23 protein-coding genes and 1 pseudogene are annotated in these 26470 nt (G+C 73.9%); 16 read left to right on the top strand and 8 right to left on the bottom strand.

The genetic code is table 11. The features are described from left to right. Nucleotides 1–321 precede the first annotated feature (321 nt). Together EIZ62_RS32645 and EIZ62_RS32640 are read left to right on the top strand one after the other, a co-directional pair. Nucleotides 322–1671: pseudogene (locus EIZ62_RS32645) on the top strand (extracellular catalytic domain type 1 short-chain-length polyhydroxyalkanoate depolymerase); the annotation flags it as partial. A gap of 3 nt (nt 1672–1674) precedes the next feature. Continuing rightward, nucleotides 1675–2979, top strand: coding sequence for a 3-hydroxybutyrate oligomer hydrolase family protein (locus tag EIZ62_RS32640; protein ID WP_244376346.1), 1305 nt, complete (start codon nt 1675–1677; stop codon nt 2977–2979). A gap of 73 nt (nt 2980–3052) precedes the next feature. On the opposite strand, the gene EIZ62_RS31050 is transcribed toward EIZ62_RS32640, so the two are convergent. After that, nucleotides 3053–4000, bottom strand: a complete 948-nt coding sequence (locus tag EIZ62_RS31050) for a GNAT family N-acetyltransferase (RefSeq protein ID WP_156695982.1) — start codon at nt 3998–4000, stop codon at nt 3053–3055. Nucleotides 4001–4162: 162 nt separating this feature from the next. Between EIZ62_RS31050 and EIZ62_RS31045 the strand changes: the two genes are divergently transcribed. From EIZ62_RS31045 to EIZ62_RS31030, 4 genes are all read left to right on the top strand, one after another. Continuing rightward, nucleotides 4163–4837 (top strand): HAD family acid phosphatase, encoded by a 675-nt coding sequence (locus EIZ62_RS31045; RefSeq protein WP_156695981.1) that lies wholly within the window; start codon nt 4163–4165, stop codon nt 4835–4837. Between the two features lie 108 nt (nt 4838–4945). Beyond that, a complete protein-coding gene (locus tag EIZ62_RS31040; RefSeq protein ID WP_156695980.1) occupies nt 4946–5827 on the top strand; it encodes a YihY/virulence factor BrkB family protein in 882 nt (293 codons plus the stop codon). 130 nt (nt 5828–5957) lie between these two features. Continuing rightward, the gene (locus tag EIZ62_RS31035; RefSeq protein WP_156695979.1) at nt 5958–6761 is read left to right on the top strand and encodes a VOC family protein; all 804 of its coding nucleotides are present in this window, start codon (nt 5958–5960) and stop codon (nt 6759–6761) included. Continuing rightward, the gene (locus tag EIZ62_RS31030; RefSeq protein WP_156695978.1) at nt 6758–8029 is read left to right on the top strand and encodes a cation:proton antiporter; all 1272 of its coding nucleotides are present in this window, start codon (nt 6758–6760) and stop codon (nt 8027–8029) included. Before EIZ62_RS31035 ends, EIZ62_RS31030 begins: the two co-directional genes overlap by 4 nt. A gap of 37 nt (nt 8030–8066) precedes the next feature. Here the strand turns inward: EIZ62_RS31030 and EIZ62_RS31025 are convergent, their stop codons facing one another. After that, complete coding sequence (locus EIZ62_RS31025; RefSeq protein ID WP_156695977.1) at nt 8067–8945, bottom strand: hypothetical protein; 879 nt, start codon at nt 8943–8945, stop codon at nt 8067–8069. 125 nt (nt 8946–9070) lie between these two features. Continuing rightward, nucleotides 9071–10090 (bottom strand): SDR family oxidoreductase, encoded by a 1020-nt coding sequence (locus EIZ62_RS31020; RefSeq protein ID WP_425281864.1) that lies wholly within the window; start codon nt 10088–10090, stop codon nt 9071–9073. 189 nt (nt 10091–10279) lie between these two features. Between EIZ62_RS31020 and EIZ62_RS31015 the strand changes: the two genes are divergently transcribed. Both EIZ62_RS31015 and EIZ62_RS31010 read left to right on the top strand, forming a co-directional pair. Then, nucleotides 10280–11074, top strand: coding sequence for an SDR family NAD(P)-dependent oxidoreductase (locus EIZ62_RS31015; RefSeq protein WP_156695975.1), 795 nt, complete (start codon nt 10280–10282; stop codon nt 11072–11074). 215 nt (nt 11075–11289) lie between these two features. Next, on the top strand, nt 11290–12726 hold the full coding sequence (locus tag EIZ62_RS31010) for a PP2C family protein-serine/threonine phosphatase (RefSeq protein ID WP_156695974.1): 1437 nt from the start codon (nt 11290–11292) through the stop codon (nt 12724–12726). 128 nt (nt 12727–12854) lie between these two features. Here EIZ62_RS31010 and EIZ62_RS31005 read toward each other — a convergent pair whose 3' ends face one another. Next, nucleotides 12855–14348 (bottom strand): DNA-binding protein NsdB, encoded by a 1494-nt coding sequence (locus EIZ62_RS31005; RefSeq protein ID WP_156695973.1) that lies wholly within the window; start codon nt 14346–14348, stop codon nt 12855–12857. A gap of 234 nt (nt 14349–14582) precedes the next feature. Between EIZ62_RS31005 and EIZ62_RS31000 the strand changes: the two genes are divergently transcribed. The 3 genes from EIZ62_RS31000 (at nt 14583) to EIZ62_RS30990 (ending at nt 16980) form a co-directional block, all read left to right on the top strand. After that, nucleotides 14583–15701 (top strand): aminoglycoside phosphotransferase family protein, encoded by a 1119-nt coding sequence (locus tag EIZ62_RS31000; RefSeq protein WP_156695972.1) that lies wholly within the window; start codon nt 14583–14585, stop codon nt 15699–15701. A gap of 161 nt (nt 15702–15862) precedes the next feature. Next, a complete protein-coding gene (locus EIZ62_RS30995; protein WP_167536449.1) occupies nt 15863–16567 on the top strand; it encodes a DNA alkylation repair protein in 705 nt (234 codons plus the stop codon). Nucleotides 16568–16797: 230 nt separating this feature from the next. Further along, on the top strand, nt 16798–16980 hold the full coding sequence (locus tag EIZ62_RS30990; protein WP_156695970.1) for a hypothetical protein: 183 nt from the start codon (nt 16798–16800) through the stop codon (nt 16978–16980). Here EIZ62_RS30990 and EIZ62_RS30985 read toward each other — a convergent pair. Further along, nucleotides 16952–17341, bottom strand: coding sequence for an ANTAR domain-containing protein (locus EIZ62_RS30985; protein ID WP_156696692.1), 390 nt, complete (start codon nt 17339–17341; stop codon nt 16952–16954). The two genes, EIZ62_RS30990 and EIZ62_RS30985, sit on opposite strands and share 29 nt — an antisense overlap. A gap of 40 nt (nt 17342–17381) precedes the next feature. Further along, on the bottom strand, nt 17382–17771 hold the full coding sequence (locus tag EIZ62_RS30980) for a hypothetical protein (protein WP_156695969.1): 390 nt from the start codon (nt 17769–17771) through the stop codon (nt 17382–17384). A 290-nt stretch (nt 17772–18061) separates the two neighbouring features. Here EIZ62_RS30980 and EIZ62_RS30975 point away from each other — a divergent pair, with 290 nt between their 5' ends. The 5 genes from EIZ62_RS30975 to EIZ62_RS30955 all read left to right on the top strand — a co-directional run bounded on the left by EIZ62_RS30975 (nt 18062) and on the right by EIZ62_RS30955 (nt 25331). Continuing rightward, the gene (locus tag EIZ62_RS30975; protein ID WP_156695968.1) at nt 18062–18346 is read left to right on the top strand and encodes a GlsB/YeaQ/YmgE family stress response membrane protein; all 285 of its coding nucleotides are present in this window, start codon (nt 18062–18064) and stop codon (nt 18344–18346) included. A gap of 141 nt (nt 18347–18487) precedes the next feature. Next, the gene (locus EIZ62_RS30970; RefSeq protein WP_156695967.1) at nt 18488–20245 is read left to right on the top strand and encodes a PP2C family protein-serine/threonine phosphatase; all 1758 of its coding nucleotides are present in this window, start codon (nt 18488–18490) and stop codon (nt 20243–20245) included. Nucleotides 20246–20494: 249 nt separating this feature from the next. Continuing rightward, a complete protein-coding gene (locus EIZ62_RS30965) occupies nt 20495–22342 on the top strand; it encodes an N-acetylmuramoyl-L-alanine amidase (RefSeq protein ID WP_156696691.1) in 1848 nt (615 codons plus the stop codon). Between the two features lie 227 nt (nt 22343–22569). Beyond that, the gene (locus EIZ62_RS30960) at nt 22570–22965 is read left to right on the top strand and encodes a hypothetical protein (protein ID WP_156695966.1); all 396 of its coding nucleotides are present in this window, start codon (nt 22570–22572) and stop codon (nt 22963–22965) included. 116 nt (nt 22966–23081) lie between these two features. Further along, nucleotides 23082–25331 carry a terpene synthase family protein gene (locus EIZ62_RS30955; protein WP_156695965.1) on the top strand — a complete coding sequence of 750 codons (2250 nt, stop codon included), beginning with the start codon at nt 23082–23084 and terminating at the stop codon, nt 25329–25331. 20 nt (nt 25332–25351) lie between these two features. Here EIZ62_RS30955 and EIZ62_RS30950 read toward each other — a convergent pair whose 3' ends face one another. Both EIZ62_RS30950 and EIZ62_RS30945 read right to left on the bottom strand, forming a co-directional pair. Further along, complete coding sequence (locus EIZ62_RS30950) at nt 25352–25741, bottom strand: RNA-binding S4 domain-containing protein (RefSeq protein WP_156695964.1); 390 nt, start codon at nt 25739–25741, stop codon at nt 25352–25354. Nucleotides 25742–25785: 44 nt separating this feature from the next. Then, entirely contained in the window at nt 25786–26286 is a 501-nt protein-coding gene (locus EIZ62_RS30945) for a hypothetical protein (protein WP_156695963.1), read from the bottom strand. Between the last annotated feature and the right edge of the window lie 184 nt (nt 26287–26470).

Here is a 26470-nt window from a genome sequence, read left to right as displayed (position 1 = left end):
ACACGCCTTAGCAGGCGGGCGGGAAGGGCGCAATCCTCCTGGCTCCGCCCGGGGGTCGGGCGACTGTGGTGCGCTTCGCCATACCGGCCGGTATCCGGCCGCCCTACGGTGCGGGAATCCGTCACCGGAAGGCCATGAGGAGCCGCCATGCCCCCCTCGTTCCCGCCCCGCACCCCACCGGCCCGGGGCACAGCCGTGCGCCGCGCTCCGGTCGGGGGTGCCGCCCCGCGTCCCGGACGGCTGGTCGCCGCCCTGCTGGTGCTCCTCCTGGCGTTCGGCGCCGTGCTCACCGCGCCCGCGCCCGCCGCCCGGGCCGCCGCCATGGGCCTCACCCGAGTGACCGCCTTCGGGGCGAACCCCGGCGCGCTGGCCATGTACGTGTACCGGCCCGCGTCCTTGCCGGCCGGGGCGCCGGTGGTGGTGGCACTGCACGGCTGCACGCAGAGCGCCCAGGCCTACGCGGACCACTCGGGGCTGGCGGAGTTCGCGGACCGGCATGGGTTCCTGCTGGTCCTGGCCGAGCAGCCGGCGGCGAACAACGCCAACCGCTGTTTCAACTGGTTCCAGCCGTCGGACAGCCGTCGCGGTCAGGGCGAGGCGGCGTCGATCCGCCAGATGGCCGCGCACGCCGTGTCCGCCTACGGCGCGGACGCGCGGCGGGTCCATGTGACCGGCCTGTCCGCAGGGGGCGCGATGACGTCGGTGATGCTCGCAGCCTACCCGGACGTCTTCGCCTCGGGAGCGGTGGTCGCCGGGCTGCCGTACGACTGCGCCAGGGACGTCGCCGCCGCGTACACGTGCATGAACCCCGGGGTGGACCTGACGCCCGCCCAGTGGGCGCAGCGGGTGCGTGACGCGTACCCGTCGTGGGCGGGGCCGTGGCCGAGGGTGGCGATCTGGCACGGCGACCGGGACACCACGGTCGTGCCGCGCAACGCCGACGAGTTGCGCGACCAGTGGACCGCGCTGCACCGTCTGCCGCAGACCCCGTCCCGTACCGCCCTCATCGGTGCCAACGCGACACGGCAGGAGCAGTACGTGGCCCCGGACGGGTCCGTCGCCGTGGAGGTGGACCGGGTGCCGGGCATGGGCCACGGCACTCCCGTGGACCCCGGGACCGGGCCCGGGCAGTGCGGTGCGACCGCCGCGTACTTCCTCGACTCGATCTGCTCCAGCCGCTGGATCGTGGGGTTCTTCGGCCTGGACGGCGGCGAGGACCCGGAGCCCGGCACGCTGCCCGCGCCGACGGGCCTGGTCGCCACCGGCGTGACCGGGTCGACGGTCACCCTGGACTGGGCGGCGGTCGGCGGCGCCGCCGGCTACACGGTGCACCGCGACGGTACGGCGGTCGCGACGCCCGCCGCTCCCCCGTTCACCGACACGGGGCTCGCGCCCGGGTCCACGTACACCTACGCGGTGGCGGCACGCGACGGGGACGGCCGGCCGGGCGCGCTGTCGGCCGCGGTCACCGCACGGACGCCGAGCGACGTCCCGGTCGCCTGCTGGACCGGCAGCAACTACGCGCACGTGCGGGCGGGACGGGCGACGACGAGCGGCGGCCTCACCTACGCCAAGGGCTCGAACCAGGCGATGGGCCTGTACAACGCGTTCGTCACGCACACGCTGAGGGAGTCGCCGGCGGGCCACTTCACGCTCGCCGGCGACGGCTGCACGGTGTCCGCGGCCGCCACACCCGCCACGGCCGCCACGGCCGCCGCCTCCGTACCGCGGCCGGGGGACGACTGCCGCCGGCCGCCGCGGGTTCCCGGCGCCGCGCACCAGGAGGTGACGTGCCTGGAGGAGCTGACCACCGCCGGGACCGTGGCCTCCGGCCACACCGACCCGGCCGACTGGGCGGGCCTCACCCCCAAGGACCTGCCCACGCCCCGCGGCGTGCCGGGTGTCCAGATCGACGGGTACTTTCCCGACACGTCCACCACCAACACCAACCACGGCTGGCGGCACGACGCCCAGTTCGTCATCCGCCTGCCCGACCGGTGGAACGGCGGCCTGGTCGTCTCCGGGACGCCGGGCAACCGTGAGCAGTACGCCAACGACCGGGCCATCGGCGACTGGGTGCTGTCGCGGGGATACGCGTTCGCCGCCACCGACAAGGGCAACACGGGCACGTCCTTCCAGAGCGACGGACGCGTCCCCGGTGACGCCGTCGCCGAGTGGAACAGCCGTCTCACGCAGCTCACCCGTGCCGCCCGCGCGGTCGTGGCCCAGCACTACCACCGGCCACCGGCGCGCACCCTCGCCACCGGGATGTCCAACGGTGGTTACCTGGTGCGCTGGCAGCTGGAGAACCATCCGGAGCTGTACGACGGCGGTGTGGACTGGGAGGGCACGCTGTGGCGCGGCGAGGGCCCCCACCTGCTCACGTTCCTGCCCCCGGCCCTGCGTCACTACCCGGTGTACGAGGCGGGCGGCCCGGGCGCCGGCGCGGCGCGCGCCGCGATGCACGCCGCCGGCTACCCGGCCGGGTCGGAGTTCCTGTGGCCCTACCACCACACGTACTACTGGGGCCTGACGCAGCGCGTCTACCGCGAGGAGCTGGACCCGGGCTACGCCGGGGCGGACGCGGACTACGACTACGCCGCCCGCCCGGCCCCGGTGCGCGCGGCCGTCGACCGCATCGCCCTGACGGGCCGTATCGGCAAGCCGCTGATCACCGTGCACGGCACGCTGGACGTGCTGCTGCCCGCCGCCCGCAGCTCGGACGTGTACGCGCGCATGGTGCGGGAAGCGGGGCGCGGCGGGCTGCACCGCTACTTCCGCATCGAGGGCGGCACGCACACCGACGCGCTGGTGGACGCCTTCCCGGGCCGGCTGCGGCCACTGGTGCCGTGTCACCGCTCGGCGTTCACCGCGCTGGAGCGCTGGGTGGAGCGGGGGCAGCGCCCTCCGGCGGGCCGTACCGTGCCCGTGCCGCCCGGGGCCGACGCGGCGGCGCTGCTCTCCGGCTGCCGGCTCTGACGCCGCGTCGGGGCGCGAGGTGCCGCCGCCCCGGCCGCTCACCACGGGCGGCCGGTGCGGGGCGTCCGGCGTGTCAGCCGGTCACGGGCAGGGTGACCTCCCAGGTGTCCACGGCGTAGTGGAGCCGCATGCCGTGGGCCTCGTAGAGCCGCAGGGCGCCGCTCTCGTTGAGCACGTCGACGCCCAGGCCCAGCGTGTCGCGGCCCAGCGCGGCGTACACCCCGAAGGCGTGGCGCAGCAGGTGGCCGCCGATGCCCTGCCCGCGGGCGGCCTTGCGGACGCCGAGGTTGCGCACCCAGCCCATGCCGGTGCGGTCGTTGCGGGTGACGAGGACGGCGGCGTCACCGAGGCCGTCGACGGTGGCGATCCAGACGAGCGACCAGTCGGCGCGGGCGGCGTCGATGTCGTCGAGCCACTGCTCGTAGGTGCGGGCCTGGTGGTCGAAGTGTTCGGCGAAGGTCTCCTCGAGCAGGGCGTGGGCGCGCCGCCGGTCGGCCTCGTCGGTGCAGGCGCGCAGGGTCACCCCGGCCGGGGGCTCCGGCACGGGGTCCGCTTCCGGAGAGAGGTCGCGGACCAGGACCTGGTAGCGGCGGACGGTGTGCCAGCCGCGCCGGGTGAGGATCGCGGTGTCGGTGGTGGGCCGCTGGTTGAGGTGGAGGTGGACGACGGCCTGCGCCGCCCCGTTCTGGCGCGCCTTGTCGCGGGCCCGTTCCTCGGCGAGCTCCAGGAGGCGTTCGCCGGCCGCCTGGTGGTCGGGCAGGACGTAGTGGTCGATGTCGATGCGCTCGGCGCCCGAGTCGTCCCACAGCAGCGCGTACGCGACGAGCCGGTCGTGGTCGAAGGCGAGCCACGAGTTGTGCGGGAGGTCCGCCTCCGGGTGGACCAGGTCGGCCTCGACGGTGTGCAGGTCCGTTTCGGGTGCTCCGATCTCGATGGTGTCGATGGTGTTGAGCAGCTCGCAGATCTGCGGTGCGTCCTCGGTCCGGGCGGCCCGGACGGTCTCTGTGGGTCCCGTCTGCATGCCGTCACTGTCGGTGCGGGGCCGCGGTGCGCGCAAACAATTTTCACGAGCGCACCAAATGACTACCGACCGGTAGATGGAACGCCTCATTCCGTCCATCATTGAGCGCGAGCATGCCAAAGCAATTCCACCACTCCCTACCCTCACAGGAGTTGACCCCCCATGCGTGCAGCTCTGTGGAGACACCGCGCGGCCCTCACCCTGGCCGCCCTCGCCGTCACCACCGCCACCGCCGTCCCGGCCGCGGCCGCCCCAGCCGCCGCCCCCGTCCCCGCTCCCGCTGCCCGTGCCGCCGGAGCGACGGCCGCCGCCTCCGGCCTGACCGCCGCCGACCTCGCCGGGGTCGACTACGCCACCTGGAAGCGCGACGTCGACACCGCGCTCAGCCAGGCCCGGCCCTACATAGAGCAGCGCACCGCGAACGCCTCCGGCCAAAAGCTCGCGATCGTCCTCGACGTCGACAACACCTCGCTGGAGACGGACTTCCACTACTTCTGGGAGTTCCCGACGCCCGCCGTCCGGCCCGCCCTCGACGTGGCCCGCTACGCGGACTCCCGCGGCGTCGACGTCTTCTTCGTCACCGCCCGGCCCGGCATCATCCACGCGCCCACCGCGTACAACCTCAAGGCGGTCGGCTTCCCCGTCGACGGCGTGTACGTGCGCGACCTGCCCGACCTGTTCGACGAGGTGAGCAGGTACAAGACGGCCAAGCGCACCGAGATCGAGGCGAAGGGTTACACGATCATCGCCAACATCGGCAACCGGCCCACCGACCTCGCCGGCGGCCACGCGGAGAGGACGTTCAAGCTGCCCGACTACGACGGCAAGCTGTCGTAACGGCGACCCGTCCGGGGGCGCGGGCGGGGGTGCGGGCGGAGGCGTCCATTCGGGGCCTCCCCCGCACCGACCCGCGCCCCGCGCGCCCCAGCCGGGTATGCGAGGTGCATGTCCGAGAAGTCTCCCGGCGCCGAGGGCGGTGCCCGCGCCCGGTGGTTCGGGCGGATGCACGGCGCCTTCCACGGCTCGGCCGCCGGGCGCGGCTGGCGGACCGGCACCGACCTGGAGCTGATGCACCGGTCGATGGGGTTCGCCGCCCTCGGCCTGCTCACCCTGGTCCCGCTGCTGATCGTGGTCGCGGCGGCCGACCCGGCGGGCGGCTCGGGCTTCGCGCAGTGGCTCTCGGACGGCCTCGGGGTCGCCGCGGCCTCCACCGACGAGGTGGAGCGGCTGTTCGCCCCGCCGGGCGCGGCCCTGGAGTCGACCACCGGCTTCGGTATCGCCGCGCTGGCCGTGTTCGGCCTGACATTCGGCGGCGTGGTCCAGACGGGCTACGAGAAGGTGTGGGAGCTGCCCGCCGCCCGCTGGCACACCATGTGGCGCCACGCCGTGTGGCTCGCCATGCTCATCGGCTACCTGCTGCTGTCGGCGGACGTGGCCTCCCACCCGGCGGCCGGGGCGGACCTCGCCTGGCGCGTGGTGCTCGCCGTCGGCAGTGCCGTGCTGTTCTTCTGGTGGTCGCAGCGCCTGCTGCTCGGCGGGCGGCTGCCGTGGCGCGCCCTGCTGCCGGGCGCGGTGTGCACCGTCATCGGGCTGGCCGGGCTGAGGGTCTTCTCCCGTCTGGTCTTCTCGCCCCTGATCGCCTCCAACGCGGTGACCTACGGGCCGGTCGGCACCATGCTGGTCGTCCAGTCCTGGCTGGTCGGCGTGGGTTTCGTCGTCTTCGGGGGCGCGCTGGTGGGGCGGCTGCTCTACGAGGAGCGCTGGCACCTGTCGCGCGGGCTCCAGCGCCTGGGCGACCGGCTGCGCCGTTCGCGGCGGCGCGGCTGAGCCGTAGCCGCACGAGAAAAGCCATCCCCCACAAAGAGTGCAAGTATGGACACCGGGCAGAGGCAGAAGTGAGAGCAGGGACACCTGCGGCACATCCGCACCACTGGTGACACCGGGACGGTTTTTGCACATGAACACGAAGCCGACAGCGACCGCCTCAGGGGTGACTTCCAGCAGCTCCGTGTTCGGCGCCCCCTGCTGGGTCAGCCTCATGACCCGCGACCTGCGCGCCGCCCAGGACTTCTACGGCGCGGCGATGGGCTGGGAATTCCGTCGCGCGCGGCTGGGTGAGCAGTTCAGCGTCGCCCTGGAGGACGGCAGGCCCGTCGCCGGAATCGGTGCCCTGGCCTCCGCGCTCCAGGTCGCGGTCGCCTGGACGCCGTACTTCGCCGTCCAGGACGCCGACCGGACGACCGCCCGGATCAGGGAGCGCAGCGGCACCGTGGCGGTCGGGCCGGTGGGGTTCGTCGTCGGGCGCGGGGCGCTCGCGGCCGACCGGGACGGCGCCGTGTTCGGCATCTGGGAGGGCCAGCTGCTGTCCGGCTGGGAGATGTGGCGCGCCGCCGCGCCCGCCTGGCTGCGGCTGCGGACCCGTGACGCCTTCGAGGCGGCGATCTTCTACGGCGAGGTGTTCGACTGGGCCACGGACCGGCCCGGCAGCTGCGACGTCGAGTACGAGGCCGACGAGGTCGTCCTGCGCAGCGAGGGCCATGTCGTCGCCCGCCTGAGCTCCGGCGCCCTCGAAGCCGCGCCCGATCCGGCGATCCGGCCCCGGTGGGAGGTCCACTTCCCGGTGCGGGACGTCGACGGCCGCGCGGCCGCCGCCCAGCGGCACGGCGGCACCCTGGTGCACCACGAGCCGGGCGCCCAGGCCACGCTGCGGGACCCCGACGGGGGTTTGTTCACGATCACCGCGCGCACAGTGACTGAATGACCCTTTCCGATCTGGTGTACGCCGGTCTCGGCGTCGGCGCGCTGGCGGCCGCGGTCCTGCCGCGCGTGGTGTTCTCCCGCCCGTTCTCGATGCCCATGGTGTTCCTGGCCGTGGGCGCCGCCGTGCAGCTGCTGCCCCTGCCGGTGCCGGTGGTCGACCCGGTGGCCGACCGGGCGTGGGTGGAGCACCTCACCGAGCTGTGCGTGATCGTCTCGCTGATGGGCGCGGGCCTCGCCATCAACCGGCCGGTCGGGCTCCGCGCCTGGGCGGGCACCTGGCGGCTGCTGGGCATCACGATGCCGCTGACGGTGGCGGTGACCGCCCTGTGCGCGTGGGCCCTGCTGGACTGGCCGCCCGCGGTCGCCCTACTGCTGGGGGCCGTGCTGGCGCCCACCGATCCGGTGCTGGCGGCGGAGGTGCGGGTGGGCGAGCCGACCGACGCGGAGCAGGACGAGGACGAGGTGCGGTTCATCCTCACCAGCGAGGCGGGCCTGAACGACGGGCTCGCCTTCCCCTTCGTCTACGCGGCGGTCGCGCTGGCCGTGGCGGCGGGCACCGGCTGGTCGGCCGGGTGGATCGGCGGCTGGGCGCTCACCGACGTGCTGGGCAAGATCGCGATCGGGGTCGCCGCGGGCGTGGTGGTGGGCCGCGTGCTCGGCTGGATGTTCTTCCGCGCCAGGGCCTCGGCGCTGCGGCTGTCGGAGCACATGGAGGGGTTCGTCGCCCTGGGAGCGACCTTCCTGACGTACGGGCTGACGGAGCTGGCGCAGGGCTACGGCTTCCTGGCGGTGTTCGTCGCGGCCTGCACACTGCGCGCCGCGGAGCGCAGCCACGGCTACCACAAGGTGCTCCACGAGTTCACCGAGCAGATCGAGCGCCTGCTCACCGCCGTCCTGCTGTTCCTGCTCGGCGGGTACGTCGCCGGGGGCGGGCTCGCCGCGCTGACCTGGCAGGCGGCCCTGGTCGCGGGGCTGCTGGTGCTGGTCGTCCGGCCGGTCACCGGGTGGGTGGCGCAGCTCGGCTCGGACGCGGGGCCGCGCGAGCGGATCGTCGCGGCGGTGTTCGGGCTGCGCGGCATCGGCTCGCTGTACTACCTGGCCTACGCCCTCGGCCAGAACGACTTCGGTGGTCTGGCGCAGCAGCTGTGGGCGGCGGTGGCCTTCACGGTGCTCGCCTCGGTCGTCCTGCACGGCGTCACGGCGACGCCGGCGATCAGCCGGCTCGACCGCCTGCGCGGCACCACGGCACCGGGCGGCCCCCTGCCGTGAGCGGGCCGCCACGAGGAGCCGTCACCCCAGGAGGCCGTCACCACGGGAAGCCGTCCAGCAGGGCGCGGCGCTGGATCTCCTCGCGTTCCAGGACGTCGGCCAGCACCTCGGTGTCGCGGCTCCCGCTGATCGCCTCCCGTACCAGCGCCGCCAGCGCGTCGGGCGGCAGCGCCTCGGCCTGGGTGGTGGACGTGCCGGGGAAGGACCGCCGTTCGCCGGCCTTCACGGGGGCCGTGGGCAGGCGGAACTCGGCGATCTGGCTCTCGGTGACGGCGAGCCGGTCGAAGCGCACGGTCACGTCCGGGGCGTCGATCGCGGCGAAGGCGGTGACGTCCTCGGCGAGTGCCGCGAACAGGTGCACCCCGGTGGGGTCCCAGTCGCCGACGACCATGATCCGTAAGGTGGCGTGGCCGCCGGCGGCCGCCCGCTGGGCGGCGGCGCGCTTGCCGGACAGCCCGGTCGCGGACACGTAGACGGGGACGCCCCAGGGGTCGGTGACCGTGGCCAGCTGGGGCACCAGGCCCGCGGTGTCGCACCAGACCTCCAGCCTGGCCTCCTGGCCGGCCTGGCGGTCGAGCCGGAAGCCCCGGGCGGCCGCCAGGCGCGCCGCGCGGAACCCGTCGGGGCCGTCGTAGGCGACGGGCTCCACCGCGGTGTCCGTGTTGTCGCCGATGGCCAGCCAGGAGATGCGGCCGGAGCGGCGGGCCATCCCGAGGACGTCGACCAGGCGCTTGTAGGTACGTTCCTGCCGGACGAGGACACCGTTGGAGACGGCCGCGTACCAGATCTGACGGATGGTCAGCGGCAGTTGTGCGGCGTACCTTCCGAGGATCAACTCGACGGCGGCGAGCAACTCCTGGGTGGCAGGGCGCGGTTGCCAGTCGGGCTGGTATCCGCGAGGACGTCTGTCCGGCATCGCTGCCCCCCTTGGCCGGCCGAGTGGATGAGCGCGCGGGGACGCCGGGGCGTCCTGCTCCTCTTAGTCGGTCTGCCCGCTGCGGGCGCCGGATCCACCTGCGGCCGGGGACGGTCCGGGGGCGGTCAGCTCGCCTTGCGGCCGGCGAGGGGCGCGGTGTCCATGCCGGCGCCGTTGCGCATCCCCTCCAGCATCTCCTCGACGGCTTCCAGGGAGGTGCGCCGGGGGCGCCAGCCCAGCTCCTGGTGGGCGCGCGTGCAGTCCAGCAGCGGCAGGTGCAGCACGGCGTCGAAGAGCTGCGGGGAGGCCGGGATCAGCCGCAGTCCCCACCCGGCCGCCAGCGCGGCCCGGATCGCCGGGCGCGGCAGGCGGACCACCCGCGCGTCGAGCAGCTCGGCGAGCCGGCGGGCGTCGAGAGCGGGCTCGGCGGCCAGGTTGAAGGCGCCGCTCACGTCCTTGGCGATCGCGAGCCGGTAGGCCTCGGCGGCGTCGTCGGTGTGCAGGGCCTGGAAGCGCAGTCCGGGGATGTCCGGCACGACGGGGATGGTCCGGGGCCCGGCGAGCTGCCCGGGGACGAAGCGGCCCGCGAAGATCCGCCGCTGTTCGCTGCCCGACTCCTCCTTGAACAGGAAGGCCGGCCGCATCCGTACCACCCGCACCCCCGGGTTGCGGCCCTCGAAGGCGTCCAGTACGCGTTCGAGGTAGGCCTTCTCCCGGGTGTACGCGGCCTCCGGCCAGCCGTGCGTGGGCCAGGACTCGTCGACCGTGCCGTCCTTCGGCCCGGGCGAGTACGCGCCGACCGACGAGGCGTGGACGAGCGCCGGCACGCCCGCGGCGGCGACGTCCCGGAACACCTGGAGGCTGCCGAGCACGTTGGTGCGCCAGGTGGCGCGCGGATCGTGCGTGGGCTGGAAGGCCCAGGCGAGGTGGATCACGGCGTCCGCGCCCTCGAAGTGCCGGACCAGGTCGGTCTCCTCGCGGAGGTCCACCCGGGCCCACTCGGTCTTCGGCGGCGACCAGCCGGGCACCCGGCGGGCGAGGCCCAGTACGGACGAGATCTGCGGGTCCTCCGCGAGGGCCGCCACCACACTGGTGCCGACATTTCCGGTGGCACCAGTGACGACGACCCGCTTGCCGGCGTTCATGTTCACGGCTCCTGCCCTCCGACGGCTACGGCTCGATCCGGTCCCGGCCCTGACCGGGGGCGGGGGCCGGGAGAGGTCCGGGTACCCGCTGAGCGGCGGTCCACGTCATCCTCGCGCCGGGCATGCGGAGGGGGACGGAAGGGCACCATGGGACGCGGGGGACCGCACACGAGAAGGGAAACCGGGCGGATGCAGGTGAACCTCACGGGCAGGACGGCGCTGGTCACCGGTTCGACGCAGGGCATCGGCGCGGCGATCGCCACGGCCCTGGCCCGCGCGGGGGCGACGGTCGCCGTCAACGGCCGCACGTCGGACAGCGTCACGGCGGCCGTGAAGCGGCTGCGGGCGGAGGTCCCCGACGCGGAGGTGGTCCCGGTCGCCGCGGACATCGCGACGGAGGAGGGCGCCGGGCTGGCGGTCGAGCTGCTGCCCGAGGTGGACGTCCTCGTCAACAACCTGGGCATCTTCGAGTCGCGGCCCGCCCTGGAGATCACCGACGACGAGTGGCGGCGCTACTTCGAGGTGAACGTGCTCGCGGCGGTACGGCTGACCCGGGCGTACCTGCCGGGCATGACGAGCCGCGGCTGGGGACGGGTGCAGTACATCGCGAGCGACTCGGCCGTCGTGACCCCCGCCGAGATGATCCACTACGGCATGTCGAAGACGGCGCTGCTGGCGGTGAGCCGCGGGTTCGCCAAGGAGGCCGCCGGGACGGGCGTCACCGTCAACTCGGTGATTGCCGGACCCACCCACACGGGTGGCGTCGAGGAGTTCGTGTACGAACTCGTGGACCGGGACCTGCCCTGGGAGGAGGCCCAGCGGGCCTTCATGCGCGAGCACCGGCCCCAGTCCCTGCTGCAACGGCTGATCGAGCCGGAGGAGATCGCGCACATGGTGGTCTACCTGAGTTCCCCGCAGGCCTCGGCCACGACCGGTGGGGCGCTGCGGGTGGACGGCGGTTACGTCGACGCGATCCTGCCGTGATGCGTCGGCCGGCCCTACTCCCGGGTAGACCATCTGGCGCGCCCCGGCGCACGCCCGGCGCACGTGACCGGCTCCCGTCAGGCCTTTGACATATGCCAGAAGCACCACCGTATCGAGTGTTGCCAAACCTCTTACAGGCCCTCTCCGCCTGTGCAACAGTCGTAACCGGTCCTCAGTTTCAGACCCTGGCCGCCGCGCCCGTATCGGAGTACGACATGCCGTCCCATCTGTTCGCGGACCGTCCCGCCCCCCAGCCGCCCGAGCGCGGCACGCTGGACGCCCTCATCTCGCAGACCCGCCGGTTGCGCGGAGACGTCGATGCCGTGCGCCGGGACGCCGTGGTGGACGAGGACGACCCGCAAGGACGCTGGCAGCGCGCGCTGTGCGACCTCGCCGTCCACCAACTGGACGACCTGGGCGCCCAGTTGGGCCAGCTGAAGGAGGGCGTGCCCGACGGCCCCGCGGAACCGGCGGAGGTGGACGGCGGTTCGGACCCCGACGGGGCGCCGGCCGGCCCGCCGCCCACCGGCTCCCTGCTCAGCCGGGTCGGCAGCGCGGAGTGGAACCTCCTGACCGACGAGGTGAGTTGGTCCGACGAGCTCTACGACATCTTCGGCCGCCCGCCCGAGACCGGTCCCCTGACCCTCGACGAGCTGCCCTCCATGGTGTTCGCCGAGGACCAGGCACTGCTGACCGCGATGGTGACCGGCTGCCTCATCGACGGCAAGCCCATCGACGGTGAGTTCCGGATCGTCCGGACGGACGGCCGGGTGCGCACCCTGCACATGATGGGCGAGCCGGTCCTCGACGTCGACGGGTGCACCGCGTCGATGTGGGCGGTCCTGCGGGACGTGAGCGAGCTGCGCCGCAGCGAGCGGGCCGTTCGGGAGACCCGGGACTCGCTCCAGCGCCGCCAGCACGTCGAACGGACCGAGCACCGGATCGCCGTGGAACTGCAGGAGGCCGTGCTGCCCCCGTGGCGCGGCACCTCCGGCTTCCCGCACGGCGGACCGGCCGGCCTCGACCTGGCGGGCCAGTACCTGCCGTCCGTGTCCAGCGCGACGATCGGCGGCGACTGGTACGACGCGCTCGAACTGCCCGACGGCGACGCCCTGCTGACCGTCGGCGACCTGACCGGCCACGGCGTCTCCGCGACGTCCACGATGGCGATGCTGCTGGGCGCGCTGCGCGGCATGGCGGTCGCCGGCATCCGCCCCGGCGCCCTGATGGGCCACCTCAACCAGGTGCTCGACTCGTCCTCGCAGCCCGCCCTGGGCTCCGCCGTGAGCTGCCGCTACGACCCCCGGACGCGGACGCTCGCCTGGGCGCAGGCCGGCCACCCCGCCCCGCTGCTGTTCCGCGGCGGGACGGGGCGCGCGCTGGCCCGCCCGGAGGGCGCCCTCCTCGGGGCGACGTCCGGGGCGACGTACGAGCAGGTCGAAGTCCGGCTGCTGCCGGGGGACGTGCTGGTGCTCCACACCGACGGGCTGACCCGTGGCACGGGGCTGGACAGGCTGCTCGAGCTGGCGCCGCTGTTCGCCGGAGCGCGCGACGCGCAGGAGTGTGTACGGGCGGTGGTGGAGGAGTTCGGCCGCTCGCCCCGCGAGGACGACGCGTGCGTGATGGTCGCCCGGGTCGACGCCCGGTCGTGAGTTCCGGCCCAGTGGTCTCGTGACCCAGTGACCCTGTGACGGGGCGGTGGTCGTGGGCCGGTGCGTCCGGCCCTTGCGTGGTTCCCGTGGACTCGTGGTGACGTGGGTGGCGGGAGTGCCGGCGCCCGTCAGGCCTGACCGCGTCTCGGCCTCTTCGTCGCGCCCTTCGGCATCGCCAGCTGGATCTCCTCGCGGAGGTCCTCGATCTTCGAGTAGCCCGCGTACTGCCCGGTGAGCCGGTACATCTCGCGCAGCCGGTCCCAGGTGCGCTGGGACGAGGTCTCACCCATCGACATCAGCGCCAGGCGGGCGTAACGGTCGGCCTGTTCGGGGTCGTCGGCGATGAAGCAGGCCGACGCCATCGACAGGTAGTCGAAGATCTTCGAGCGCTGCCGCCCGTCGTTGCGCAGCGCCAGGGCCTTCTGCGCGAAGTACTGCGCCTGCCGGGCCGCGGCGGGCTCGTGCTCGGCCAGCGTCCGGTAGGCGAGCGCCTGCATGCCGTACAGGTCCTCGCTCCTGAAGGTCTGCATCCAGCTCGGCAGGGGCACGTCGGCCTTGTCCGAGACGAACAGCTCCTCGGCCTCGCCCAGGGTGCGGCGCATCGCCTGGCCGCGACCCATCGACGCCTGCGCCCACGCCTCGATGGTGTGCAGCATGGCCTGCGTACGGGGCAGGATCTCCTCGCCCGAGCCGGACCGGGCGAGCTTCATCAGGTCCAGCGCCTCGTCGGGGCGCCCCAGGTGGACCATCTGGCGGGCGGCGCGGGACAGGGCCTCCCCGGCGCGAGGACGGTCGCCGCCCTCGCGCGCCGCGTGGGCCGCGATGACGAAGTACTTCTGGGCGGTGGGCTCCAGGCCCACGTCGTGGGACATCCAGCCGGCGAGGACCGCCAGGTTGGCGGCGACGCCCCACAGCCGGCGCTGGAGGTGGTCGGGGTGGCGGTAGGCGAGCATGCCGCCCACCTCGTTGAGCTGGCCGACGACGGCCTTGCGCTGGAGCCCTCCGCCGCGCGCGGCGTCCCAGGCCCGGAACACCTCCACGGAGCGTTCCAGCGCCTCGATCTCCTGCGACCCGATGGGGGCCGCCTCGTAGCGGTCGAACCCGGCCGGATCGGCGTGCAGGGGATCGCCCATGCGGGGGGCGTCGGCGGACAGGGCGGGGTCGGTGTGGAGCCAGTCGTGCATGGCGCTGGTGAGTGCGGAGCCTGCGGCGAGCGCGGCGCCCGCGCCCACCAAGCCGCGTCGGTTGAGCATGAGGTCCATTCCCGTGAATTCGGTGAGGACCGCAGCCGTACGCTCGGGCGCCCAGGGCAGCCCGTCAGGGTTGTCTGTGTTCCTGACGTCCCGCCGTTTCCCGGCGCGCCCGTGTCGTACGAACCCGAGGTCCTCGATGGTCACGACACGGCCGAGTCGCTCGGTGAACAGGGCTGCCAGCACCCGGGGGACGGGATCGCGCGGGGTCTCCCCCATGTCGATCCAGCGCCGGACCCGCGAGGTGTCGGTCGCCAGCTGGGGGTGGCCCATGGCCGCCGCCTGCCGGTTCACGAGTCTTGCGAGTTCCCCTTTCGACCAGCCGGCCAGGCCGAACAGGTCCGCCAGTCGGGTGTTGGGTTCTCCGGTCACGTCAAGCCCCCAGGTTCTCGGCTGAGTTGACACTAACCCGCTGTCATAGGGCTGGCGACTATTCGCCAGGGTTCGCCAGGGTGCGCCAGATGGTGTGCCACCCGCGCCCGGGTGTCAGGTAGGATAGCGCCACCCCGCTCCGGCAACCGGCCCTCATTCCCCAGGGTGTCGGCCGGTTGCCGGGACGGGGCAGCGTACGCAAATCGTCGGCGCACGAAGGGATCTGTCTCGCCCATGTACACAGCATCGTCCTCCGTGTCCGCCCCGCCCCGGCCGCAGCGCACCGTCCCGGCCGGCAGCGGACCGTATCTGGACCCCGCCCAGGCGGGCCGGGCGCGGCGCTGGCCGGGGACGGTGGCCGGGCCGCTCAGCGGACGACTCGACCTGTCGGGCACCCAGGGCGCGCAGCTGCGGAAGGTGATCGCGTCGGTGCACCGGATCTGCCCGGAGTTCAACCCGGTGCAGGTGCTGCGGCGCAGCGGCCGCTCGGTCCTGCTCGTCGGGACCACCGGACGCGCCACCGCGGTTGCCAAGTGTTTACTGGACCACTCCCCCGCGTGGGTCGAGCGGTTCCGTCACGAGATCGCCGCCTACCGGGCCTTCGTCCGCCACCGTCCCCCGGTGCGGGCGCCGCGGCTCATCGCGGCCGACCCCGACAACTGCGCCCTGGTGATCGAGCGGATGCCCGGCCGGGCCGCGGCCCTCACGCGGCACCCGCTGGAGGCACCGCCCCGGAGCGACCTGCGGACCGCGCTCGGCGCGATCACCCGCCTCAACGAATGGCGGCCGCCCGCCGGGACGTTCGACGCCCCGCTCGACTACGGTTCCCGGATCTCCCGCTACCACGAGCTGGGTCTGTTCACCGACCGGGACCGGGACGACCTCCAGAAGCTGCTGCACGGCCTGGCGCACGCCGGGGGGCGGCAGGGCATGGGGCAGTTCTGCCACGGGGACGCGCTGCTCTCCAACATCCTGCTGTCGCCCGCCGGCCCCGTGCTGGTCGACTGGGAGCACGCGGGCTGGTACCTGCCGGGGTACGACCTGGCCACACTGTGGGCGGTCCTGGGCGACGCCCCCGCGGCCCGGCGTCACATCAGCCAGCTCGCCCAGCGCGAGGGGCCGGCGTCGCGGGACGCGTTCCTGGTGAACCTGATGCTGGTGCTGACGCGGGAGATCCGCACGTACGAGACGGCCGTGCAGCGCACGATACGGGAGGCTCCGCCCGCCGGTTCGGTGCCGGCGGCACCCGGCGCGGTGTCGTTCGGGGAGGAACAGCGGCTGCTGCTGCGGCGGCTGCACGATGACTGCGCACTGGCACGGCGGGCCGTGCGCGCGGCGGTCGGCACGCGCTGACCGCCGGTGAGGGGGAAGCGCGAGGGGTGGCCGGTGCCGACACACCGGCCACCCCTCGCGCTGTGCACCGCCGGGGCGGTGGCCCTCGCGGCGGCGGGGCGGTGGTGGCCCGGGACGGCGGGCCGGGGGGGATGATGGTCCCCCTCGAGGAAGGGAAGGTCATGCCCCGAGCCGACGACGCCGCGGCCGTCATCAGGGAAGGACTCGGCCGGCTGGGCACCGCCGAGCGGGCGGAGCGGGACCGCGCGTACCTGCGCAGCGACCTCACGCACCTGGGCGTGCCGGTGCCCGACGTACGCCGGACGGTGACGGGCGCGCGGCGGGACCTGGGGCCGTTCACGCGCGAGGACACGCTGCGCCTGGCGGAGCTGCTGTGGCCCGGCGACGTGTACGAGCACCGGATGGCGGCGGTCGAGACGCTGACCGCGCGGGCGGCCGTCCTGCTCCTGCCCGAGGACCTCGCCGTCGTGGAACGGTACGTGCGCGCGTCGCGCACCTGGGCGCTGGTCGACGCCCTCGCCGTCCACGCGGTCGGCGCGGTGGTGGCCCGCGAGCCGGTGTCCTGCGGTGACACCCTGGACCGCTGGGCGCGGGACGAGGACTTCTGGCTCCGGCGGACGGCGCTGCTGGCCCTGATCCCCGGCATCCGCGCCGGCAGCCCGGACCTGCGGCGGCTGAGCCGCTACGCCGACGCCATGCTGGACGAGCGGGAGTTCTTCATCCGCAAGGCCATCGGCTGGGTGCTGCGCGAGCTGTCGGTCCGCGATCCCGGGTTCGTGGCCGGGTGGGTCCGGGAACGGCGTCCGCGTATGTCCGGCCTCACCTACCGCGAGGCCGTCCGCCGGCTCCCGGCCGACGCCGGGTGACCGGAGGCGTCCCGGCCGGGCGAGGCGGCCCGCGGCCATTCCTTCACGTTTGATTTCGGCCATACCCCTACCCCTGGTGGCCGGTTCGGGTGCATGCTGTGGCGGCGCCGCCCGCACCCCCGGCGGGTGGCCGTCACGGCTCGGCCCGGCGTCGTCGCACGGGCGGGGTCGCGCCACCTCCCGGCTCCCCACGGGAGGCCCGGCGCATGCTCCGAGTCACTGGAGGCCTGATGCCGCACGATCACCACGTCCGGGCCCTGCCCCTCTCCGACGGGCCCGCCCCCGCCTCCCGCCGGACGAAGGCGACGGAGTTGTCCCTGGCGGACGAGGAGCTGCTGGAGCGGTACCCGGCCGTCCGGGGGGTCGCCGAGCGCTGGATGGCGCTCAGGCAGGAGTCGGTGAACCCCGGCTGACCCCCGGCGCCCCGCGGCCGGTTCCGGGGTCCGTGTCCCCGGTCCGGCCCGGGCGCCGCGCCCGCTCCAGGGTCCGGGCGGGCTCCGGAGCCCGCGCGTGCTCCAGGGCCCGGGTGAACGGACCGCGCAGCGGGGGCGGCAGGTCGTCGCCGCGGGCGGTGGCCACCAGGGCGGTGGCGACGTCCCGCACCTTGGTGTTGCCGTGCTGGGAGGTGGTCACGAGGGCGTGCCAGGCCTCTTCGGCCGGGCACGCCGCGAGCGCCATGATCATGCCCTGGGCCTGGTCGATGACCGCCCGGCTGTCGAGCGCCCGGCGCAGCTGGGTCACCTCGGTGGTGAGGCGGGCGAGTTCGTTCTGCATCGACGTCACGCGGTCCTTCGGTGGAGGGGCGGGGGCGGGGTCAGTGGTGGCGGATCACCAGCGGCGGGCTGCACGCCGCGGCGGGCAGCTCCGGCGAGGTGATCCGGACGCGGTAGGGCCCCGTGGGCAGCTCGGGCACGACGACGGAGGTGCCGAGCGCGCGGGGGTCGACGTGGGCGGCGAGGAGCGCCGCGGTGGTCCAGCCCTGGTCGGTGCGCCGTTCGAGGAGCACGTCGCAGGGGTGCCAGAGTTCGCCGGTGTACTGCCAGTCGATCCGGTGCCGTTCGACACAGGTCCAGCAGGTCCCGGCGGTGGGGCTGCGGACGTGCAGCGATTCCGGTGTCGTCGGCGGCAGGGCGCGCCAGGGGTGGAAGAGGCCGGTCGCCTGCGCGAGCCGGTTCTTGGTGCGGTCCATCCACGTCATGTCCATGGGCGGTGTCTCGTCTCCTCGGCTGTACCGGTGGCCGGTGCCGGGCGCGGGGTGGCGCGGGGCTGCCGTCGGTATTGCCGGTGGAGGGACCGGGGAAGCTCGCCGTCCGACCTGTCCGATACGGGACTTTCGACCCTTTTTACCCGGGACCTACGACCCGCCCAGGACGGGTCGCCCGGCCCCGCGTGAGGCCGGTGGGGGCGGCGGGCGTTTACCGGCGGAGGCCGGGGCAAAGCGCTGTGATGTCCCGCCGCGTGGCGGAACGTGCGGAAGGCTACCGGAGGTCGAAAATGGGAATCATCGCGTGGATCTTCATCGGGCTGCTCGCCGGTGCGATCGCCAAGGCGCTGATGCCGGGACGTGACCCGGGCGGCATCCTGGTGACCATGCTGCTCGGCATCGTCGGCGGCCTGCTGGGCGGCTGGCTGGGCAAGGTCATCTTCGGTGTGGACTCGATCGACGGTTTCTTCGACCTGTCGACCTGGATAGCGGCGATCGTCGGTTCGGTGATCGTCCTCGCCCTCTACCGGCTCATCACCGGGCGAGGCCACCGTGGGCACGGCGTCCACGCCTGACCCCGCGCGACGGAACGACACGCCGATACGGACACGGACACGAGAAGTACGGACGAGGAAGGGCGCCGACATGAACGTTCCCGGCAGAAGACACGCGCCGTCCGACGGGACGGCCGGCGGCGCCGGGAGCGCGGCGTCCTCATGACCCGGTCGCTCACCTCCGACGTGGCGTCGCTGAAGGCGTACATCGAACGCGAGATCGCGACGCTGCGGGCGGAGGTGCGCCACCGGACGGAGACGGCCGGGGTGGCCGAACCGTCACCCGGCCGGTCCGCCGGCGGGGCCGGAGCACCCTCGCCCGAGAGGGGCGGGAGCGCCCGGACGGCCCAGTGCCCGTGCGGCCAGGGGTTCGGCGCTCCGCACTCGTGCGTGGACGCGGCCGAGGGCCACGACGCGTCGAGGTGCCTGTGTGCGGCGCTGCCCGCGGTGCCGGTGTCGGCGGCCCTGCTCAGCCCGGTGCGGGACGACTCCGGGGAGATCACGGACTTCGTCATCCGCGCGGGCAACCACATCCGTTCCGCCGAATGGCTGGTGTCACCCGACCAGCAGGCGGGACAGCTCTTCTTCGCCGAGGCCCGCCCGGGAGCGGCGGCCGGCGGGCTGCTGGCCGCGCTCAAAGACGTACTGGCCACCGGGCACGCCCTGAACGGTCTGGTCGTGGACTACACCGAGGAGCGGTACGGCAGGCTCAGGCGGGTCCAGCTGGTCCACTACGCCGCGTCGTGCGGCGATCAGGTGCTCACGACCTGGCGCCCGGTGCGCAGCCAGGCGGAGCTCCTCACCATCGACGCCCAGCACCTGGCGTCCATGGGATGGGGGCGCTGGGACCTGCTGTCGGGTTCGGTGTCGTGGTCCGAGGGCCTGCAGCGGATCTTCCGTACGGACCCGGCGCTGCCCTGGTCCCTGCTGGAGCTGTGCGACGCCCTGGTGGACGACGACGTGGGGGCGTTCGGCGAGTTCATCGCGTCGGTGCTGGCCGGTGAGGAGCCCGCGTGGACGCGCATCCGGTTCGTGGTGCTGGGCGAGGTCCGCACGGTCGATTTGCTGGGCCGGCCGGTGGCGGGCACGGACGGCCGGCCCTGGGCGCTGCAGATCGTGGCGCGTGATCTCACTCCGCAGATGCGCAGCCGCCGCCGGCTGGCGGAGAAGCAGGTGGAGACGGAGCAGCTGCGGCAGCAGGCCACCGCGGAGCGGCACGTGGCGTCGGCGCTGCGCGAGGCGTTGCTGCCGACGTACTCGGAGGGGCTGGCGGAGCTGGGGCTGACCGTCGCGGCGGCCTATCTGCCGGCGGAACCGGACGCCGCGGTGGGCGGCGACTGGTACAAGTGCCGGCCGCTGCCGGACGGCCGGGCGCTGATCGCGATCGGCGACGCGAGCGGGCACGGCCTGGCGGCGGTCGCCCGGATGGCCCAGCAGCGCCACGCGATGGCGGGCCTCGCGCAGACGGGCGCGTGTGCGGGTGACGTCACCACCTGGCTGAACGAACTGGTGTGCAGCGACCCCTCGTCGGCCACCGCCACGGTGGCGGTCGGGCACGTCGACGCGGAACGCGTCCTGCGGTGGACGTGCGCCGGGCACCCCGCCCCCCTGCTGCTGCGGGAGGGGCGCGCGTACGCGCTGCCGACGGAGCACCGCGGGCCGCTGCTGGGCGTCCTGCCGGGGCACCAGTACGACACGGCGGAGTTCCAGCTGGAACAGGGTGACGTACTGCTGCTGTACACCGACGGGGTGGTCGAGCGGCGCGGCCAGGACATCGCCGAGGGCATCCACGCGCTGACCGGGCTGCTCGCGGCGGGCGACGGACTGTCGCCGCAAGGGATGGTCGACCGGATCACCGACGTGTACGAGCGTGGCGTCCACGACGACGACGCGTGTCTGCTCGCGGTGCGGGTCGACTGATCCGGTCACGACCCGTCCGGGTTTCGGGTGAACTTCTGGCCGCGCAGGGCGCATTGACGGGTGGTGCGGCAGCCGCTACGCCTGTACGGGTCCGGCGCACATCACCCGTCCCAGGAGGCCGCCTTGTCCGCTCCGGCTCGACGACACGTACGGCAGGCGCGGCACGCGCGCGTGGCGGGCGCCGCGGTGGCGTCCGTGGCGCTGCTGTGGCCCCTGGTGTCGGCCGCCCCGCCGGCGACCGCGGAGCGAATGCCCTCCGCCGGGGCGCTGCAGCGTGACTTCGCGGCGGCCGCCGCCGCGTACGGGGTTCCGCAGAGCGTGCTCCTCGCCGTGTCGTATCTACAGTCCCGCTGGGACGGCCACGGTGGCGCGCCGAGCGTCACCGGCGGCTACGGGCCCATGCACCTCACCGACGCGCGGACCGCGCTCGCCTCGGCGCCGCACCACTCGCACGGCGCGGAGGACGCGCGGGGTGACACCTCCCGGACCGTGAAGCGGGTGGCGGACGCCGGGCTGCCCGAGCCGTCGGCGCTGCCGCCCCGGCTGCGGACGCTGGAGCGGGCGGCCGAGCTGTCCGGGCTCTCCCCCGAACGGCTGCGCACCGACCGGGCCGCGAACATCCGTGGCGGCGCGGCCATCCTGGCGGAGGCGCAGCGGGAGCTGGGCCACCCGGCGAGCGGCGACCCGGGCGACTGGTACGGGGCGGTGGCGCGCTATTCGGGCGCCGACGACACGGCGACCGCCACGACGTACGCGGACGACGTGTACCACATCATCCGTTCGGGTGAGCACAGGACGACGGACGACGGGCAGTCGGTGACGCTGGCGCCCGATCCGGACGTGACCCCGGAGACGGCACAGGCCGCCGGGCTCGGCCTGCGGACGGCCGCGACGGGCGGGACCGAGTGTCCGAGGACGGTGGCGTGCGAGTGGATCCCGGCGCCGTACGAGGAGCTCGGCGAGGGCGACTACGGGAACCACGACAAGGCGGACCGGCCCGCCTCCGCGTCCGTGGACTACATCGTCGTCCACGACACCGAGGCCACCTGGGACGTGACGCTGAAGCTGGTGCAGGACCCGGCGTACGTGTCCTGGCACTACTCGCTGCGCTCGTCCGACGGGCACATCGCCCAGCACGTCCCGCTCAAGGACGTCGGCTGGCACGCGGGCAACTGGTACGTGAACGCCAAGTCGGTGGGCCTGGAGCACGAGGGGTTCCTGGTGTCGCCGGACGCCTGGTACACGGAGGCGATGTACCGCACGTCGGCGCGGCTGGTGCGGTACCTGGCGAAGCGGTACGACGTGCCGCTGGACCGGCAGCACATCCTGGGCCACGACAACGTGCCGGGGCCCACCGGGGCGGCGGTGCGCGGCATGCACACGGACCCGGGCCCGTACTGGGACTGGGCGCACTACTTCGAACTGCTCGGGCGGCCTCTCACGCCGACCGCCGGTCCGTGGGCCGACGTGGTGACGATCCGCCCCCGGTACACCGCGCACCGGCCGCTCTACACGGGCTGTGCGAAGCCCGGTGAGGCGTGCGCGCCGCACGGCAGCGGCGCGGTCCGGCTCCACACGGAGCCCAGCGAGAACGCTCCCCTGGTGAAGGACGCCGGGCTGCGGCCGGGCGGCGAGGACTCGACCGTGGACGTCAACGACACGGGCGCACGGGCCTCGACGGGCCAGAGCTACGCCGTGGCCGGGCGGCGGGGGGCGTGGACCGCGATCTGGTACCTGGGGCAGACGGCCTGGTTCCACAATCCCGTGGCACGGCCGACGGCGGTGGGCGCGCGGGGCTGGGTCCTGACGCCGAAGCCGGGGCGGGCGGACGTCCCCGTGTACGGGCGGGCGTACCCGGAGGCGTCCGCGTACCCGGCGGACGTGCCGGTCCAGGCGCTGTCGCCGCTGCCGTACCGGCTCGGGGCGGGCCAGCGGTACGTGGTGGGCGACCGGGTGCCGGGCGAGTACTACTTCGCGCCGGCCTTCGACACCTCCGGGCACCGGGTGGTGCGCGGCGAGGAGGCGTACTACCAGATCCAGTTCGGCCACCGGGTGGCCTTCGTGAAGGCGTCCGACGTGACCGTCACCCGGGCCTGAGGGCGGCCGCCGCCCGCGACGGTGGTGACGGGGGTGGCGGGCGGGCCGGTGGGGGCTCGGGGGCCGGATGAGGCCACACCGCCGGGCATATGAGCTTCCCGGCCCGGGCAGGACGTGTACGCAGCTGTGTCACCCATTCGACGCGAGGGGGAACGGTGGCGGACTGCCCGGACGGGGAGATGGACGTCTGCTTTCGCATGAAGGGCATGAAGCCGGGAGGTCCCCTCGTGGGACTGCCCCGACCGCTGGGCGCGGCGGAGCTGGACCCGCGCCGCCATCACAGCACCACGGTGCTGGCGGGCCTGGCCGTGCTGTTCGTCCTCATCGCCTTCGACGGCGGTGTCGTGTGGAGCGCGCTGCTCCTCGGTGTGGTGCTGGCCTTCGCCGCTCTTCGCAGGCGGGGCGCCGTGCGGGCCGGGGACCGGCGGGCCGAGCGGGCGCGGCAGCGGTTCGAGAAGGACACCAAGTACTGCGGCGGGTGCGACCAGATACTCCTGCGCGACCGGGCGGGGGACGGGTCGTTCACGTTCCGGGGCCTCCCCCGGGAGAGGTTCCGGGCGGAGTTCACCCGCCGGGGCGCGGTGTTCCCCGAGGAGAAGAAGGAATCGGGCGCGGGGAGCTGACGCGAAGGACACCTTCGTGGCGTTCATATGACTTACCTGGCCCGCCGCGTGGGGCTCGTCGGGCAGGGGTAGGGGGTGGCGCGGTATGCCCGTCTCCACCGGAAGGCCCCCCTCGCATGGCACAGCCCTTCGTCCTGCCGGACTTCTACATGCCGTATCCGGCACGTCTCAATCCCCATGTCGAGGCGGCGCGTTCCCACACCAGGCAGTGGGCCCGCCGGATGGGGATGCTGGAAGGGTCGGGCGTCTGGGACGAGAACGACCTCGACTCCCACGACTACGCCCTGCTGTGCGCGTACACCCACCCCGACTGCGACGCCGACGCGCTGTCCCTGGTCACCGACTGGTACGTGTGGGTGTTCTTCTTCGACGACCACTTCCTGGAGGTCTTCAAACGCACCCAGGACCTCGCCGGTGGCAAGGCGTACCTGGACCGGTTGCCGGCGTTCATGCCGATGGACCAGTCGCTGGAGACGCCCGAGCCGGTGAACCCGGTGGAGGCGGGCCTCGCCGACCTGTGGAAGCGGACCGTGCCGAGCATGTCGTCCGCGTGGCGGTCCCGGTTCGCCCGGGCGACCGAGCACCTGCTGAACGAGTCCCTGTGGGAGCTGGCGAACATCAACGAGGGGCGCGTCGCCAACCCCCTCGAGTACATCGAGATGCGCCGCAAGGTGGGCGGCGCGCCCTGGTCGGCGGGGCTGGTGGAGTACGCGGCGGGCGCCGAGGTGCCGGAGAGGGTGGCGGACTCCCGGCCGCTGCGGGTCCTGCGGGACGCGTTCTCCGACGCCGTACACCTGCGCAACGACCTCTTCTCGTACCAGCGGGAGGTCGAGGACGAGGGCGAGAACAGTAACGGCGTCCTGGTGCTGGAGAGGTTCCTGGGCTGTACGACGCAGGAGGCCGCCGAGTCCGTCAACGACCTGCTCACCTCGCGGTTGCAGCAGTTCGAGAACACCGCGCTGACCGAGGTGCCCCAGCTGTGCCTGGACCAGGGCCTCGACCCCGGGGAGACCGCTGCGGTCGCCGCGTACACCAAGGGCCTCCAGGACTGGCAGTCCGGCGGCCACGAGTGGCACCTGCGGTCGAGCCGGTACATGAACGAGAACGCCAGGACCGGACCGTCCCTCTTCAGCGGGCTGCTCGGCACGTCCGCGCTCGACGTCACGACCCTCTTCGGCCGCCCCGCCGCCGCGCGAACGCGCGGCCTGAGCCATGAGCCGCACCAGCACGTCGGCCCCTCCCTGCTGCCGGACTTCGACCTCCCCTACCGCCTCGCGCTAAGCCCCCACCTGGACGAGGCACGGGCCCGGTCCCTGGAGTGGGCGGGCCGGATGGGGCTGCTCGACGACATCTGGGACAAGCGGCTGATGGAGGGTTTCGACCTCGCCCTGTGCGGCGCCGGACTCGACCCGGACGCCACCGCGGAGGAGCTGGAGCTCAGTGCCGAGTGGCTCACCTGGGGCACGTACGGCGACGACTACTACCCGATCGTCTTCGGGCGCCCCCGCGACCTCGCCGGGGCGAAGCTGTGCAACGAGCGGCTCACGGCGTGCATGCCCGTGGACGACCCGGAGGCCGGGGCCGCCGGGGCGGTCAGCCCGATGGAGCGGGCCCTCGCCGACCTGTGGGCACGCACCGCCGGGCCGATGCCCCCGGAGGCGCGGGCCACCCTGCGCGGGGCGGTGGACGTGATGCTGGAGAGCTGGCTGTGGGAGCTGCACAACCAGGCGCAGCACCGCGTGCCCGACCCCGTGGACTACGTGGAGATGCGGCGGCTGACCTTCGGCTCGGACCTCACGATGAGCCTCGCGCGGCTGCGCCACACCCACGACCTGCCGCGGGAGCTGCTGCGCAGTGGGACGGTGCGCAGCATGGAGAACGCGGTGATGGACTACGGCACCATGGTCAACGACCTCTTCTCGTACCAGAAGGAGATCGAGGTCGAGGGCGAGGTGCACAACGCGGTGCTGGTGGTGCAGAAGTTCTTCGACTGCGACTACCCGACGGGTGTGAGGATCGTCGACGACCTCATGCGTGGCCGGCTGCGCCAGTTCGAGCTCGTGAAGGAGCACGAACTCCCGGTGCTGTGCGAGCGGTTCGGTCTCGGTGAGGAAGGCCGGGCCGCGCTCGACGCGTACGTGCGGGAGATGGAGGACTGGCTCGCCGGCATCCTCCACTGGCACCGCAACGTACGCCGCTACGGGGCCGAGGACGTCCACTCGGGCGCCGGTACGGCCAGGCTGCCGGAACGTGAGGCGGCGCCGGTGGGTGGAGTGCCGCTCCCGGGCGGGGGGCCGCTCCCGGGCGGGGGGCCGACGGGGCTGGGGACCTCGGCCGCCCGGCTGGCGGAGACGTTCACGCCGTAGCCGCCGCCGGGCGCCTCGGGTCAGGACGGGCGCGTGCCGCGGAGCTGGTCCAGTTCGCGGCGCTCCCGCTTGGTGGGGCGCCCGGCGCCACGGTCGCGGACGCCCGCCAGGGCGACGTGTTCGCGGGGCGGCGGGGGCGGGCTGTTGTCGACGTACGCCTCGGCGGCCACGGGGGCGCCGACGCGCTTGGTGAGCACCTGCTTCACCTCGACGATGCGCTCACGGCCCGCGTGGAACAGCCGGACCTCGTCGCCCGCCTTCACCGGCTGGGCGGGCTTGGCGCGGTCGCCGTTGACGCGTACGTGCCCCGCGCGGCAGGCGGAGGCCGCCTGGGAGCGGGTCTTCGTGAGGCGCACGGCCCAGATCCAACTGTCGACGCGTGCGGTCGGGTTCCCTTCGTGTGCTGCCATGGTCCCGACTCTAGTCCTCCGGCCGGGCCCGGCGCCCGCCCCTGTCAGCCCTGCTGGAACAGCTCCGCGGGCAGGGGCTTGAGCAGCGCGTACAGGTCGTCGGTGATGGGGCGGTCCCAGCTGGCGATGGTGACCAGCACGTTGTCGCTGCGGTCGAACTGCACGCAGGAGATCCGGCTCTCGGAGAGCTTGAGGCGGCGGACGATGAGCAGGTTGTCGCCCTGCATCACCGGTACGTCCTCGGTCTCGACGACCTCGACCGGCTCGTCGTTCTCCAGCGCCGCGAGCAGCTGGGCGACCTCGAAGGGGATCTGGCCCTCCGCGAGCTCCCGGGCCGGGGAGCCCTCGGGGAGGTTGCCGATGATCATGGCGGGCCCACGGCCGCCGAACAGGTCGTACCGCAGGAACACGCCCTGGCAGGAGCCGTCGGGCGCGGGGAGGAGACCGGCGCCGAGATTGCCGGGCCAGTCCCCCGGGTCCATGGCCAGGACGTCGAAGTCCGGGCCCGCGGGTGTGGCGGCGCTGCGGCGGCGGAGGAAGGACATGCCGCCATGGTACGTGTCCGGGGCCCCGTACCGGCCCCCGGGCCCGCGCGGCCGGAGCCCCCGCGCCGACGGTCGCGGCGACCGCGTCACCGGCCGCCGGCGCGACCCGCCGTCGGGCCCGGGGCCGTCCGTGATTCACCGCTTCGGGCGATGTCCGGCACGGCGGCCGGCGCGGGTCGCGGGC

The sequence above is a fragment of the Streptomyces ficellus genome (assembly GCF_009739905.1).
GTDB lineage: Bacteria > Actinomycetota > Actinomycetes > Streptomycetales > Streptomycetaceae > Streptomyces > Streptomyces ficellus_A.
This window is presented reverse-complemented; position numbering and strand designations above follow the sequence as displayed.